Here is a 13,229-nt window from a genome sequence, read left to right as displayed (position 1 = left end):
CCGGAGACCAATGATTTATTTACAGGGAGAACGGAGGAAGTGTTCTTGAGGGGGACCATGCGAAGGGACTACACGCTCATCATAACCGCCCTGGCCGTCGCGGCGGTGCTCGCCTGCGGTTGCACAGCCCCACCAGGGGACGGGACCCTGAACAGCACGCCGGGTGGTGAGATCCTGCCGATCGACGAGGTACTCGCCCGGGACGGCAACTTCTCGACGTTCATCGACGCCATCAAGCTGGCCGGGCTTCAGGGGCTCTTCACCGGCCCGGGCCCCTACACGGTCTTTGCGCCCACCGATGAGGCCTTCGACCGGTTGCCGGACCCTGTGATGGAGGACCTCCTCGACGACCCGAAGGGCCACCTCGCCGAGGTCCTGCTCTACCACATGGCCCCGGGCAGGCAGACGGTCGCCAGTATCGCACAGAACGACACCCTCGCGACCGTGCAGGGCAGCCCGCTCGCCATCGACACCGCCGGTGGCAAGGTGACGGTGAACGGTGCGGAACTGCTCCGGACCGACATCCCGGCCTCAAACGGTATCATTCACGTCATCGATACGGTCATGCTCCCACCGGACGTGCCCCTGCCGGAGGAGACGACGGTGGTGGAGGAGACCAACACTACGACGAACGAGACCGGGTGAGGAGCGAGCCGGTCCCCGCTTCTTCCACGCCGGAGAATCGTATACAGAATGCATACAATTGTATACAACATGTATTCGTGCTCGAACGGCTCACCCCCTCGAAGACACGGGTGAAACCCCTCACCCACCCGACCTGCCGCCACACCCCGTGCCGATAGCAAAAAAGCCCAAATCCCAACCATTTTCCCGTGGCGGCACAAACAGGTGAGTCATTACGGGGGCTTTCCCCGGGTTCCTTCCATGCCCCGCTTCAACCTCAGCCCGTCGCTCATCGGCTGGTTCTTCTACCACGACTGCGAGCGCTACCTCCGCTACCACGCGACTCCCGAGCAGGAGCGGGAAGCAGCCGGCATCCCGGCGGTCGCACCCGACAGGAGCCCGGTCACGCAGGCCCTCCTCGAGGCGGGCATCCGGTGGGAGGAGGAGGTGGTCCGGACAAAACTCGCGGGTCGCGTCCGGGTCCCCGGCGGAACGGGGCCGCTCTCCGGGAGGTCGTTCTCCATCGAGGAGAGTTTCAACCTCCTCCCCCGCCTCGCCCCGGGGGAGGCGATCTACCAGACCACCATCCCAGTCTCGGTCCACTTTCTCCGGAACTACGGCCTCGACCCGGACCTGCACCGGTTCTCCCCCTGCCGCCCCGACCTGATCCGGTTCAGGGAGGGGAGCGACGGGGAGCCGGCCCTCTCGGTCATCGACATCAAGGCAAGCGAAGACCTCAGCGTCAGCCACCGGATCCAGGCGACGCTCTACGCCCTGATCCTCGACCACGCCCTCGTCCTCCTCGGGATCAACCGCCCGGTCAACCTCTCGCAGGCGGGGATCTGGCTCTCCGGGGCGGACGAGCCGGAACCCTTCAGCCTGCACCTCAACAGACGGGTGATCGAGGACTTCTTCCGCCACCGCCTCCCGGGGATCCTGGCCGGACCGGCGAGAGACGTCCCCTGGCACCTCACCGCCCGGTGCGAGTCCTGCGAGTTCTATCCCCACTGCCGGAGCGAAGCGGAGATGACCGACTCCGTATCGCAGGTCCCGGGCCTCTCCACCGCCGGGCGACGCTACCTCCGGGAGGCCCCGTGGAGCGGCGGCCGCTCCATCGAGACGCTTCCCGACCTCGAGCGGTTCCTCGAAGACCCGGCAAGCGACCGCCACCTCGACGACTGCGGGTCGCTTTCGGGCCAGGGCGACCGCCTGCGGGCGACTCTCCGGGCGCTCAGGACGGGCGAGGTCATCCCCCTCTCCGCGACATCGCTCGCCCTCCCAATCTTCGAGGATATCGAGCTCGTCCTCACGCTCCAGAAGGACCCGGTCTCCGGCCGGATATACGCCCTCGGGTTCCGCCGGAGCAGGGGCGGAGCGGTCTACGGGACGCCCTCGCACGAGGCCGTCTTCGTCGCCCGGACCCCGGACGACTGCACCCGGGTGCAGCGGGAGTTCCTCCGGGCGCTCGCCGCAGAACTTGCGGCCGCCCATGACTACAACCAGGGCCGGGATTGGGCAGGCCAGGTCTCGGTGCAGACCTACGTCTACGACACCTACGAGGCGGAACTCTTCACCCGGCTCCTCGATACGGCGCTCGACGACCCCGGGGCGGCGGAGGACGCGCTCCGGCTGCGGTTCTACTACCAGGACCCCGGGATCGCCCTCGGGTCCAGCCACCCGTCGACCCCGGTCCCGTTCCCGCTCGTCGTCATCACCCGGGAGGTCCGGCGGCTGCTCGCGCTTCCGGTCCCGTTCACCCTCCGCCTGCCGGAGGTCCTCGCGGCGATCCCGTCATCGCGGTTTGACTACCACCTCAACCCGAATAGCCTCTTCTGGAACGAACAGAGCAACGCCATGAAGAGCGACGCCATCATCATGGCGTGGCACGGGGCGAGGGAGGAGGCCGCCGACTGGGTCCGGCAGGAGGTCTCGCGCCGCCTGCTCGCAACGGGAAGCGTGCTTGACGGGCTCCGCGAACGGGTGAAGGGCAGGCTCGTTCGGTGGGCGGAGCGCTTCCGGTTCCCGTCGCCGTGGGATGCCAGGACACCGGAGGTCTCGCGCCTCCTCTTCATCGCGGAGTACGAATCGACCCTGGGAGCCCGGCAGGCGCAGGAGGTCCGGAGCAGGCCGCGGGAGGTGCAGGTCCGCGACGGCGCCGGTATTCCCCTCCAGAAGAGCGTCGGGAACTTCTGGAAGGTCCTCACCCCCCTGGACCTCGCGCTCTTCGAGCAGTCGCAGGCGTTCAGCTACCTCCTGGTCACGGACGACGATGCGGGCCGCGAAGCCGGGCTCGCGTTTGACGACCTGCGCTACCGGAGCAGCCTGAACCCCGGGGCGAGCGGGGTCTCTTTCGCCATGGTCCGGGATACCATCGTCGACCGGAAGGCCGGGCAGGTCAGAGGGCTCGCCCTCGAGACGACCTGCGGCCGGGACCGCGCCCCCTTCGCCGAGGGCGACCGTGCGATGCTGCTCCCCCGGTTCACCGACTTCCTTGCACCGCGCTACGTCGACCGCCTCCTTGCCCTGGACGAAGAGGCCGATAACACGTTCATCCGCCTCCTCCGCGACCCGCAGGGGTTCGCCGCCCCGGTCGCCGAACCGGAGGGGGTCGTCGCCGATGCAGAACGGCTCGCCCTTGAGGCCGGGTTCACGAAGAGCCAGGTCCGGGCGTTTCACCAGGTGATGACGAACCGCCTGACCCTGGTCTGGGGCCCGCCCGGGACCGGGAAGACGCACTTTCTCGCGAACGCCATCCTCTCGCTCGTCAGGGCACGGCGGGCGCACGGGGAGCGGGTCCGGGTGGGGGTTGCGGCCTTCACCCATGCCGCGATCGAGAACCTGCTCGTCAAGGTCCAGGGCTCCGTCGATGCGTTCGACCTTACCACAGGCCTTCCCATCTATAAACTGAAAAGTCTCCGGACGCCCGGGGGCGAACGGTGCCTCGAGGTCCTCCCCCACGACCGGGCCGACAGCGTCGTCGGCTACCCGTCCCTCCTCCTCGGCGGGACGGTCCACAGTTTCGCAAAACTCGAGAAGTCCCTCCCGTCGCTCGACCTCCTGGTCGTCGACGAAGCGTCGCAGATGCGGCCGGCCGAACTCGCGATGGTCCTTTCGATGCTCGGGCAGGGCGGGAGGCTCGTCCTCGCGGGCGACGACCTCCAACTTCCCCCGGTCCTCAAGGGGGAGTACCCCGCCCCGGAGGACGGCCTCCCGGGGCTTGAGGACTCCATCTTCGCCTATCTCCGGCACCGCGACGACCCCGCCCGCCCGGTCTACACCTGCCAGCTCCAGGAGAACTGGCGGATGAACCGCACACTCTCGCGGTTCCCGGCGGAGACGCTCTACGGCACCGGCTACGCCCCCGCGACCGAGGCTGTCGGGCGGCAGCGGATCTGTCTCGCACCGGGCTCACCGGTGGAGGAGTGGGCCGAATGGGCCCTCGACCCCGGATATCCCCTGGTCCTCTGCGTCCTCGAGGGGGTCCGGACGACGGTGGAGAACCGGGTGGAGGCGGAACTGGTTGCCCGGCTCGCCGGAGCGCTCCGGGAGCGGCTCATCGACCCCGGGACGGGCGAGCCGTACCCGGCAGGGGAGGGGGACTACCCGTTCTGGCAGCGCGGGCTCTTCATCGTCAGCCCGCACCACGCCCAGATCGGTGCCATCCTCGACTCGCTCTCGCGCGAGCGGGAGTGGGCATCCCCGCCGTTCGTCGACACCGTCGACAAGATGCAGGGCCAGGAGGCGGAGGCGGTCATCATCAGCTACGGCGTGAGCGACGTCGAGACCGCGCTCGCCGAGGCCGGGTTCATCTACAGCAAAAACCGCCTGAACGTCTCGCTGACCCGGAGCCGGGCAAAATGCATCGTCTTCCTCCCCCGGCCGCTCCTCGAGCCCCCGCTCGACCTGGTGCAGGACGAGCGGGCGGCGGCGGGGCTCCGGCATATGCTCGACCTCCAGGAGTTCTGCCGGACCCACGGCGAAGAGCGGACGTTTGACCTCGACGGAGAGGAAGGCGTCCGGCTCACGGTGACGCGAGCGCTCTGGCAGCCACCGGGCCCAACCTATATCCCCCGCCCGGCCGAATGATGGGTGTGATCGGCAGCCTCGACCCCGACCAGAACGACCTCGAACGGCGCATTCTCGAAGAGACCCGCGAGCACGGGCCCACCCCGGAAGCCCTCCGCCTCTTCCGGGACCTCATCCTCGCGCACTACCGTGCCCACGGCCGCGACCTCCCCTGGCGGCAGACCACCGACCCCTACCGGATCCTGGTCTCGGAGATCATGCTCCAGCAGACGCAGGTCGAGCGGGTCGCCGTGAAGTATGCTGAGTTCCTCGAGCGGTTCCCCGACTTCGAGAGCCTTGGACGTGCGCCGAGGAGCGAGGTGCTCCTCGCCTGGCAGGGCCTGGGCTACAACCGCCGGGCCATCGCGCTCCAGTCCGCCGCGCAAAGGGTCGTCGAGGAGTACGGCGGCCACCTCCCCGCCGACGTCGAGGCGCTCGCGACCTTCCCCGGGATCGGGAAGGCGACCGCGGCGGCCATCTGCGCTTACGCCTTCAACATGCCGGTCGTCTACATCGAGACGAACATCCGGCGGATCTTCATCCACTTCTTCTTCCAGGACCGTGAGGGCGTCAGGGACGACGAGGTCCTGGTGCTCGTGGAGCGGGCCCTTTACCGCGAGAACCCGCGGGAGTGGTACAGCGCCCTGATGGACTACGGCACGGTCTTGAAGAAACGGACGACGAACCCGAACCGGCGAAGCGCGTCGTATACCCGGCAGAGCAGGTTCGAGGGATCCGACCGGCAGGTCAGGGGAAGGATACTCGCGCTCGTCCTCGAGGAGGGCAGGGTCACGGAAGAAGAGGTGGTCCTCCAGCTCTGCGAGGAGCCCGGACGGGTGAGGAGGATCCTCGGCGACCTCGCGCGGGAAGGGTTCGTCGCCGAGGACGAAGGCACCTACACCTGCCGGTAAGGTTGAAGCCCGGCAAGCACCACCCTTGATGAGATGAAGATCGGCTACCCGTGCATCAACCGGAGCATCGGGTGCTCCAGCGGCCGCACGTTCCGGCTTGCCTCCTACTCCGACGAGCGGCTGATAGAGACCGTCGGGGAGAACCTCCGCTGCCTTGGCGCAATCCTCAACTTCAACCTCGCGCGGGAACTGCTCTTCTTCCGGATCACCTCCGACCTCGTCCCCTTCGGGTCGCATCCGGTCGCCACCGCCGGATGGAAAGAGGCATTTGCCGGGGAGTTTGAGGCACTCGGCCGGTTCATCACCGGCCACGGGATGCGGATCTCCATGCACCCCGACCAGTTTATCGTCCTCAACGCAAAAGACCCGGAGATTGTCGAGCGGAGCACTGCGGAACTCCAGTACCATGCCGCGGTCCTCGACACCCTGCACCTCGATGCGACGGCAAAGGTGCAGATCCACATCGGCGGCGTCTACGGTGATAAGGAGGCGGGCATCGAGAGGTTCTGCCGCGAGTACGCCCGTCTCGACGAGAGCATCCTCCGCCGTCTGGTCGTCGAGAACGACGACTCACGCTACACCCTTGCCGACTGCCTCCGCATCCACGACGAGACCGGCATCCCCGTGCTCTTCGACGTCTTCCACCACAGGGTCAACCCCTCGGGCGCAGGGGTGGCCGAAGCGGTAAAAGAGGCCGGGGCGACCTGGCGGCCCCGCGACGGGGTCCTGATGGTCGACTACAGTTCCCCGATGCCCGGCGGGCGGAGGGGCAGGCACGCAGAGAGCCTCGATGGTGCCGATTTCAGAGAGTTTCTCAACCGGACCGCACCGACGGAGATGGACATCATGCTCGAGATCAAGGACAAAGAGAAGAGCGCTCTTTCTGCCGTCGAGATTGCCCGCCGCGACGGGCGGTTTTTCCGGCAAATTGAGCGCAACGGCTGATCAGGGCGCGACGACCTCGATCGTCGGCGGGACGAGCGCCGAGGCGATGGCATGGCAGATCCCGTTCGTGCAGAACGCATCTGCCTCGACGATCGGGACGCTGTTGACCGTGATGCCCCGGTCAGACGACCGTATGATGAGGTCCGTCCCCAGGCTCGACCTGACGGCGGCGACGGACCGGAGGTCCTCTGAGGTCAGCAGGTCCGGCACGACATGATAACTCATGATCAGGAGGAGTTTGTCCGCGTCCTGCCGGAGTTCGTCCATCCGCTCCTTTGAGACCCGTGAAAATGCCTCGTCCGTCGGGACGAAGACCGTGAACGGCCCCCGCTCGCGGAGCATCGGCTCCATCCCCGCAATCATGATCAGGTCGAGGAATACGCTCAGGTTCTCGGAGTCCTCCAGGGTTTCGATGATGCTCTTCACAATGCTCTCTCCACCCGGCCTACTCATGCTCGGGGATATTTATACGTTCTCCCGGGGGTGTGTCCGGCCGTCTTTACTCAGACCGTAACAGGTCTCGCGACGGGCGGCAGGAGCAGGGTGTAGACCGCGTGGCAGATCCCGTTCGTGCACCAGGCGTCGCACTCCACCACCGGGACGTTGTTGACCAGCACCCCTTCCGCCGCGATCTCCACGGCCAGGTCTTCCCCCAGGAGCGACCGGAGGGTCCGGATGCCGAGGAGGTCGATCATGGAATGCACCCCGGGCACGATATGGTAGTTCAGGACGCCGGCGAGCCGGTCGGCGTCCTCCCGGATCGCGTTGAGTTCCGACCGGGGCACCACCCCGAGCGCGTCGTCGTCCGGGACAAAGAGGGTATACGGCCCTCCGGTGCTCAACAACTCTTCCATGCCGGCTGCCTGTATCAGGTCGAGAAAGACGGCAAATGACCCGGACTCCTCCAGGGTTGCAAGGATGCTCTTCATCGGGACCACCTTCCGGCGGGAGATGGAGGGGCGAGGGTATATAATAGTGCGGATGGGCCGGTTCAGACCACCCGTCTGACCCGTGCCTCGACCGCCCGCGGCAGGAGCACCCGGTCGATGACGTGGTAGATGCCGTTTGTGCACCAGACATCGGACTGGATCACCGTGGCGTCGTTCAACCGCAATGCGACCTCAGGCCCCGTGATATCCAGAAAATCGCCCTGCAGGGTCTCGATCGCCTCGTGTTCTACGAGGTCGTGCACGGTGAGTTTGCCCCGGACAACATGATACCGGATCATACCGGCAAGCCTCTCCCGGTCGCCCATGATGGCGTCGAGCACCTCCCCGGGGAACGCCGAGTATGCCTCGTCCGTCGGGAAGAAAGCCGTGTACTCACCCGCTCCCTGGAGGGTCTCCGTCGCTCCGCCGACCTCCACCATCCGGACGGAGGTGCTCAACCGGCCGTCTTCCCGTGCCGTCTCAAATATGCTCTTCATGCGTCGGTCTCCACCCGGCTCTGTATGGTCGCGATCGGCTCATTCGCTCGTTGCTGAGTAGGCCTCGAAGGCCTGCGAGAGCGTCACGAAGGGGACGCCGTCAAGGACGTGGATGATACCGTTCTCCGCCTCGATGTTCCCCTCGAGCACGACGGCCTCATCCACCTGCGTGCCCCGGTCGGTCTTCCTGACCATGATGAGGTTCCCTTCGACGGTCTCTATGACGTTCTTTCCGAGCAGCGCATCAAGCGTGCACCTGTGCCCCCCGATCGTGAAGAAGTCGATGAGATGCGAGAGCATCTGCTTGTCGTTCAAGATCATCGCCCGGTTCGGCTCAGGGATACTGTCCCATGCCGAGTCGACCGGTGCAAAGAACGTCATCGGCCCCTCACCCTGCAGCGACGTCTCCTCGCCGAGGGTCTGGATGATATCGACGAGCCGGCTGAACCGCCCGTCATTCTTCAGGGTATCAAAGATCTTCGCCATACCAGGTAACCTCTATCGGGCCCTGCGTGGTATGTTATCGTATATATGGATTATTATATTCAGAACAATATTAAAATGAGAGGGCTTTATCTCTCCGTTCCGGGCCGGGTGGCGAGGTCTCTCCCCGCCCCCGGGGCACGTGACGGTCACTCGCGAGTCAGGTCGGCGACAAACTGCTCGAGGAGGGCGAGCGCCTCCCACTCCCGCGGGCCGCCGCACTTCCGGGCAAGGCCGGCATGGTGCTCGATCAACTTCCCGAGCCAGGGGTCGCGGTTTTTGACGAACCGGGTGGCATGGACCGTCGCGTCCACGATGCTCGCAAAGCCCCGGTTCACCGGGTGCAGGCGGATATCGAGCACCTCTTCGTAGACGGGGACGAGCCGGACGATGATCGCCTCGTCGCTCGACCGCTCCACCTCCGCGGCGAACGCGGCCCAGGCCTCCACGTCGCGGAGACGGGAGACGACCATCCCGTCGATCTCCTCCCGGACGAAGGCGTCCTCGGGCAGGTCCTCAAACGCGGTCCGGACGTAGAGCACGGGGTCGAAGACGAAGTTTGCCACCACCCAACGGTCGCGGGCGACGTTCCTCGCCGTGTGGCTCCCCCGGAAGAGGACCATGTGCAGGGCGCCGCTCCGGTTGATGATCCCGATGGGGGCGGCGTTGCTGTCGCTGGTCGCGATCACCTCGTTGATCCCCTCGGTCAGGAGTCCCACTGCCATCCCTCCCCGAGCGCCACGTAGATCCCGGCGATGATGATATCGGCGATCGAGCCCGGGTTGATCCCGGCCTCGATACACTCCGCGTCGAAGGCGGCGAGGTCGCGGTCCCCGGCACGCACCCCGGCCGCGCACCGCATCGTCTTCTCCGCGACCTCCATCCCGTGCTTCTTCGCGATGAAGGTGTCCGGCACGGACGCGAGGAGGTCAAGGAAAGAGGCGACGATCGCCTGCCGGCCCGGACCGTGCGCATGGAGGAGGTCCGCGCACCGGCGCGTCAGGCGAAATCCGTTCGTCCACTCCCGGGCGACCATGTCCCGGTCCGCCGAGTAGGCCATGATGTCGAGAAGCGTCATCCCCCGCTCCCGGATCGCGTCGACCGATGCCGGGTCGTTCACGTCCAGGTCGTCGCTCTTCCCCATCCGGACCTCGGTAAGGCCGAACGCGGCATAAAAATCGATTGCGTCCTCGAGATCGGTCCCGGCGACGACAGCCTTCGCCCCCTCGATATCCCCCCCGAGGACGAGCGGGAAGAGGAGGATGAACGCCCCGAAATGGGTGTTTCCCCCGGAATGGTTGTTCGTCGCGAGAACCGCCTCCCGGATAAGCCTCCCGACCCGACCGCCGTTCCTCTCGGCTGCATCGAAGACCGGCCGCACCAGGATCGTCGAGGCCAGGAAGTGCTCGAGACGGGTATCGGCGTAGTCGTGGCAGCGGTCCACGTTCCCGGGTTTCGGGTAGGCCGAGACCTCGAGCATCATCGCCATCTGTGCCCGTTCAGCTCGACTCATCGGTGGACTCTTCTGCATCGAAGATCCTCTGGACGATCCTGTCGGAGAGGTGGTGCTTGCACCGCATGTACTCCCGTGCCGAGAGGCCCTTATTCTCGAGCGTCATGTTCCGGAACATGCAGGGCGTACTGCTCTTGCAACACCAGGCGAGGCTCCCGAAACAGGTGCTCTTCCCGTCGTCAAGCGCCGTCCCCTTCGCCGCCTCCTGTTTGAGTTTCAGGTACTCGTTCCGCGAGAGCCCGATCTTCTCAAGGGTCGGGAGGAGCGGGCAGGTCTTCACCGGCATGCAGCAGAAGGCGAGCCCCCGGATGTCGCCGCCGCGGCAGATCTGCTTCGGGGCGTTGTACCACCCGCCTTCTTCGGCAGCCCGGGTGATGGCGGCATCGAGGCCGGCAAGCGTCCAGGGATCGGACTTCCGGGCAAGCGAGACGAGGTCCGCCCCGTGCGAGAAGACGTCCATCGCTTTTTCAAACGTGGTGATGGAGTTGTTTGCTATCAGCATCATGGGTGAGGCGTTCCTGATCTGGCGGACCTTGTTGTGCCCGAAGTCCATCAGGTCCACATGGATGATGTCCGCCCCCGCCTTCCAGACGGCGCGGGCGAGTCCCGCATCGTTCTCCGCGACACCGGCCCGGACCTTCACCGAGACGGTCGCGCCCTCCGCTTTCAGGGCGCGGACGATCGCGATGAGGTCGCCCGGGTGACGGAGGAGATGCTCGCCGCACCCGGCCTCGATCATCGGCTGCTGCCGGCAGTGAGCGTCGATCTCGTAGACCACGCGGTCCTCAAACGCACGGGCGATCTCCGCGTAGGCGGCCGGGGTGCTCCCGCGGAGATTGATGCCGGTCACGACGTCGCTCTGCTTCAGGGCATCGATCTCCCGCGAGAGCGCCGTTACGGGATCGTCGTATACAAACTCTTTCCGGCCCTCCTCTGCCATCTGCCGGCTTGCGTCAAGGGTGGGGCCGTCGATGGAGTAGCCACCGATGAAGGCGGCCCCGACATGAGCCGCACGCTCAAGCACGTAGGCCGCATCCACGATCCCGGCCATGGACGCGATCGCTATCGGTGTTCTTACGACCCGATCGTTTATGAGGAGTTCAAAACGATCATAAGCTTCCATCATACTTCTCTACCTGTTGGTGATGCGAGAGGATATTCATTTGTGTCAAGCCCCGGGAGGTCATACTCCTCGCCGGACCGGGCAAGCGTGCAGCAGAGCCGGAAGTCGTCGATCGAGATGCCGGGCACGCCCCCGTAGTAGCCGAGCAGGGTCTCCCAGGGCATGAGGTATGCCTCCTTTGCCCTCCCTGCACCGAACCGGAACTCGACGGCAAGGAACCCGCGGCGGCCGGTCCTCCTGATGAAGTCGGTGATCGAGTCGACCTGGTGGACGTGGTTTTTGTCGAAGTGGAAGTGCTGGGAGAAATAAATCTTCTTGCCGGATATCGACTTGCACTCGATGGCCAGGTAGTAGCGGGGATCGAGAGAATCGACCAGGACATCGACGTACTGGGTATTGAATTTGCTCTGCTTGAGCCGGTAGGCGAACCCCTGTGTCTTCCGGTGAGCGAAGAACCGGTTGATGCAGGAAGTGATCTCCCGTTCGAAGTTTGCCATTGGTAAGAGGTTTGGGATCGGACCCATAAAAACAATCGGTAATTATTTTAATAGTCACTCGTATTACCTTGTAATATATGGGTAGAACTGGAATGTTACTGGTAGGCCATGGGAGCAAACTTCCCTACAATAAGGAACTGATCGAGACCACGGCAAACCTCATCACCAAAAAGACCGACGACTACCTCGTCAAACCCGGCTTCATGAGCCTGAACACCCCGACGGTAGAAGAGCAGCTCGAGGCGTTCCGGGGCGAGGATATCGATATGCTGGTCGTCGTCCCGCTCTTCCTCGCGCGAGGCGTCCACATCGAGCAGGACATCCCCGAGATCCTCGGCCTCCCGGCAGGAGCCCGAAAAGGCGAGTTCCGGCTGAACGGGAAGACGGTGCCGCTCGTCTATGCAAACCCTATCGGCAGCGACCCGCTGCTCGCCGAACTGATGCTCAAGAACGCCTCCGACGCGATCGCCGAACTGAAGCCTTGAGACGTATGCGGGTCCTGGTGCTCGACACCATCCACGGCGGGGCGGACCTCGCCGCGGCACTCCGCGACGCCGGCCACGAGACGGACGAGGTGGACGTCTACCGTGGGCGGGCCGGCATCCCGGTCGAGGAGGCGCTCGTCCGCACCTACGACCTCGTCACCGCGCCGGTCCACCTCGACCCGGACCACCCTCTCCTCCGGCGGCACGGGCCCGCGGTCTCGCACCACGAGATGGTGCAGCAAGTCCTCGGCGACCGGCTGCCGCACCCGTTCGTCGAGATCACCGGCGCCCGGGGGAAGACCACCACCGCCCACGCCCTCGCGGCGCTGCTGCCGGGCCCGGGCATCCTGCACACATCGACCGGGACCTACCGCTACCCGGAGCGGGAGGTCCTCTGGAAGAAGAGCATCACCCCCGCCTCCCTCATCCCGGCAGTCCGCGAAGCCGAACGGCTCGGGGGCTGGCTGGTCGCGGAGGAGTCGCTCGGCGTCACCGGCGCCGGGGATGTCGCGGTCCTTACCTCGCCGGAGGACTACCCGGTCGCGGCAGGGAAGAAGAGCGCGATCGCCGAGAAGTGCCGGCTCCTCTCGCGGGCGCGGACGGTCGTCCTCCCGGACGAAATCGACCTCGCCAGCGGGGTCAGGGCCGGGGATCTGGTATCCTTCAAGGGGGAGGTCTGCCGGTATGCCGGGGCGAGGAGGGCCGGGTTCACAAACCCGCTCTCGACCCTTGCGGGCTACCGCACCCCCCTCGCGCTTGCAGCGGCAACGGCCTGCGTCCTCGGGATCGATCCCGCGCCCCTTGAGCGGTTCTCCGCCCTGGACGGCCGGATGGCGGCCCGCCGGGAGGGCGGCCTCCTGGTCCTCGACAACGCAAACAGCGGGACGAACCGGGCGACCACGATTGAAGCCGCCCGTTACGCGCGGGAACTCTCGGGCGGCGGCACCCTGACCCTCGTCATCGGCGAGGAGGCACGGGCGGTCTGCGAAGGGTTCTCGGCCGATGAGATCCGGCGGACGGTTGCGGCCGTCAACCCGACGGCGACCGTCTACGTCGGGGAGGGGCAGGCCGCCCCGACGCTTGAGGCGGGGCTCGATGCCGCCCGGAGGATCACGCCCTCGGGGGCGATCGTCCTCGCCGTGAAGACGTGGAGATGA

Annotated in this window: 14 protein-coding genes; 6 read left to right on the top strand and 8 right to left on the bottom strand. The window is 66.0% G+C overall.

Going from position 1 to position 13,229, the window contains the following annotated elements; genetic code table 11:
- Window positions 1–57: 57 nt before the first annotated feature.
- From V6K60_RS04745 to uvsE, 4 genes are all read left to right on the top strand, one after another.
- Window positions 58–645, top strand: a complete 588-nt coding sequence (locus V6K60_RS04745; protein ID WP_332449362.1) for a fasciclin domain-containing protein — start codon at window positions 58–60, stop codon at window positions 643–645.
- Between the two features lie 240 nt (window positions 646–885).
- Window positions 886–4,710 (top strand): bifunctional RecB family nuclease/DEAD/DEAH box helicase, encoded by a 3,825-nt coding sequence (locus V6K60_RS04740; protein ID WP_332449361.1) that lies wholly within the window; start codon window positions 886–888, stop codon window positions 4,708–4,710.
- A complete protein-coding gene (locus V6K60_RS04735; RefSeq protein ID WP_332449360.1) occupies window positions 4,707–5,600 on the top strand; it encodes an A/G-specific adenine glycosylase in 894 nt (297 codons plus the stop codon). Before V6K60_RS04740 ends, V6K60_RS04735 begins: the two co-directional genes overlap by 4 nt.
- A 33-nt stretch (window positions 5,601–5,633) precedes the next feature.
- Window positions 5,634–6,545 (top strand): UV DNA damage repair endonuclease UvsE, encoded by a 912-nt coding sequence (gene uvsE / locus V6K60_RS04730; RefSeq protein WP_332449359.1) that lies wholly within the window; start codon window positions 5,634–5,636, stop codon window positions 6,543–6,545.
- Here uvsE and V6K60_RS04725 read toward each other — a convergent pair whose 3' ends face one another.
- The 8 genes from V6K60_RS04725 to V6K60_RS04690 form a co-directional block, all read right to left on the bottom strand.
- On the bottom strand, window positions 6,546–6,971 hold the full coding sequence (locus tag V6K60_RS04725) for a fasciclin domain-containing protein (protein WP_332449358.1): 426 nt from the start codon (window positions 6,969–6,971) through the stop codon (window positions 6,546–6,548).
- 77 nt (window positions 6,972–7,048) lie between these two features.
- Window positions 7,049–7,474, bottom strand: a complete 426-nt coding sequence (locus V6K60_RS04720) for a fasciclin domain-containing protein (protein WP_332449357.1) — start codon at window positions 7,472–7,474, stop codon at window positions 7,049–7,051.
- Window positions 7,475–7,536: 62 nt separating this feature from the next.
- Complete coding sequence (locus tag V6K60_RS04715) at window positions 7,537–7,971, bottom strand: fasciclin domain-containing protein (RefSeq protein ID WP_332449356.1); 435 nt, start codon at window positions 7,969–7,971, stop codon at window positions 7,537–7,539.
- A 39-nt stretch (window positions 7,972–8,010) separates the two neighbouring features.
- Window positions 8,011–8,457: a fasciclin domain-containing protein gene (locus tag V6K60_RS04710; RefSeq protein WP_332449355.1), complete on the bottom strand. Its 447-nt coding sequence runs from the start codon at window positions 8,455–8,457 to the stop codon at window positions 8,011–8,013.
- A gap of 146 nt (window positions 8,458–8,603) precedes the next feature.
- Window positions 8,604–9,173, bottom strand: coding sequence for a DUF447 domain-containing protein (locus V6K60_RS04705; RefSeq protein WP_332449382.1), 570 nt, complete (start codon window positions 9,171–9,173; stop codon window positions 8,604–8,606).
- Complete coding sequence (locus V6K60_RS04700; RefSeq protein WP_332449354.1) at window positions 9,161–9,967, bottom strand: triphosphoribosyl-dephospho-CoA synthase; 807 nt, start codon at window positions 9,965–9,967, stop codon at window positions 9,161–9,163. The genes V6K60_RS04705 and V6K60_RS04700 overlap by 13 nt, the downstream gene beginning before the upstream one ends.
- Window positions 9,954–11,093, bottom strand: coding sequence for a methanogenesis marker 9 domain-containing protein (locus V6K60_RS04695; protein WP_332449353.1), 1,140 nt, complete (start codon window positions 11,091–11,093; stop codon window positions 9,954–9,956). The genes V6K60_RS04700 and V6K60_RS04695 overlap by 14 nt, the downstream gene beginning before the upstream one ends.
- A complete protein-coding gene (locus tag V6K60_RS04690) occupies window positions 11,090–11,587 on the bottom strand; it encodes a Holliday junction resolvase (protein ID WP_332449352.1) in 498 nt (165 codons plus the stop codon). Before V6K60_RS04690 ends, V6K60_RS04695 begins: the two co-directional genes overlap by 4 nt.
- 77 nt (window positions 11,588–11,664) lie before the next feature.
- Here V6K60_RS04690 and cfbA point away from each other — a divergent pair, with 77 nt between their 5' ends.
- Both cfbA and cfbE read left to right on the top strand, forming a co-directional pair.
- Window positions 11,665–12,072 (top strand): sirohydrochlorin nickelochelatase, encoded by a 408-nt coding sequence (gene cfbA / locus V6K60_RS04685; RefSeq protein ID WP_332449351.1) that lies wholly within the window; start codon window positions 11,665–11,667, stop codon window positions 12,070–12,072.
- 5 nt (window positions 12,073–12,077) lie between these two features.
- Entirely contained in the window at window positions 12,078–13,229 is a 1,152-nt protein-coding gene (gene cfbE / locus V6K60_RS04680; RefSeq protein WP_332449350.1) for a coenzyme F430 synthase, read from the top strand.

Origin of the sequence: Methanoculleus sp., from assembly GCF_036677455.1 — an archaeon.
GTDB lineage: Archaea > Halobacteriota > Methanomicrobia > Methanomicrobiales > Methanoculleaceae > Methanoculleus.
The sequence above is the reverse complement of the archived record's forward strand: the minus strand, read 5'-3'. Positions and strand labels throughout refer to the sequence as shown.

Excerpts from the sequence above, each read along its gene's own strand:
- V6K60_RS04695 (WP_332449353.1), bottom strand. The coding sequence starts at position 11,093 with ATGATGGAAGCTTATGATCGTTTTGAACTCCTCATAAACGATCGGGTC.
- cfbE (WP_332449350.1), top strand. The coding sequence starts at position 12,078 with ATGCGGGTCCTGGTGCTCGACACCATCCACGGCGGGGCGGACCTCGCC.
- V6K60_RS04720 (WP_332449357.1), bottom strand. The coding sequence starts at position 7,474 with ATGAAGAGCATCCTTGCAACCCTGGAGGAGTCCGGGTCATTTGCCGTC.
- V6K60_RS04700 (WP_332449354.1), bottom strand. The coding sequence starts at position 9,967 with ATGAGTCGAGCTGAACGGGCACAGATGGCGATGATGCTCGAGGTCTCG.
- V6K60_RS04740 (WP_332449361.1), top strand. The coding sequence starts at position 886 with ATGCCCCGCTTCAACCTCAGCCCGTCGCTCATCGGCTGGTTCTTCTAC.
- cfbA (WP_332449351.1), top strand. The coding sequence starts at position 11,665 with ATGGGTAGAACTGGAATGTTACTGGTAGGCCATGGGAGCAAACTTCCC.
- V6K60_RS04715 (WP_332449356.1), bottom strand. The coding sequence starts at position 7,971 with ATGAAGAGCATATTTGAGACGGCACGGGAAGACGGCCGGTTGAGCACC.
- V6K60_RS04745 (WP_332449362.1), top strand. The coding sequence starts at position 58 with ATGCGAAGGGACTACACGCTCATCATAACCGCCCTGGCCGTCGCGGCG.
- V6K60_RS04690 (WP_332449352.1), bottom strand. The coding sequence starts at position 11,587 with ATGGCAAACTTCGAACGGGAGATCACTTCCTGCATCAACCGGTTCTTC.
- V6K60_RS04735 (WP_332449360.1), top strand. The coding sequence starts at position 4,707 with ATGATGGGTGTGATCGGCAGCCTCGACCCCGACCAGAACGACCTCGAA.
- uvsE (WP_332449359.1), top strand. The coding sequence starts at position 5,634 with ATGAAGATCGGCTACCCGTGCATCAACCGGAGCATCGGGTGCTCCAGC.
- V6K60_RS04710 (WP_332449355.1), bottom strand. The coding sequence starts at position 8,457 with ATGGCGAAGATCTTTGATACCCTGAAGAATGACGGGCGGTTCAGCCGG.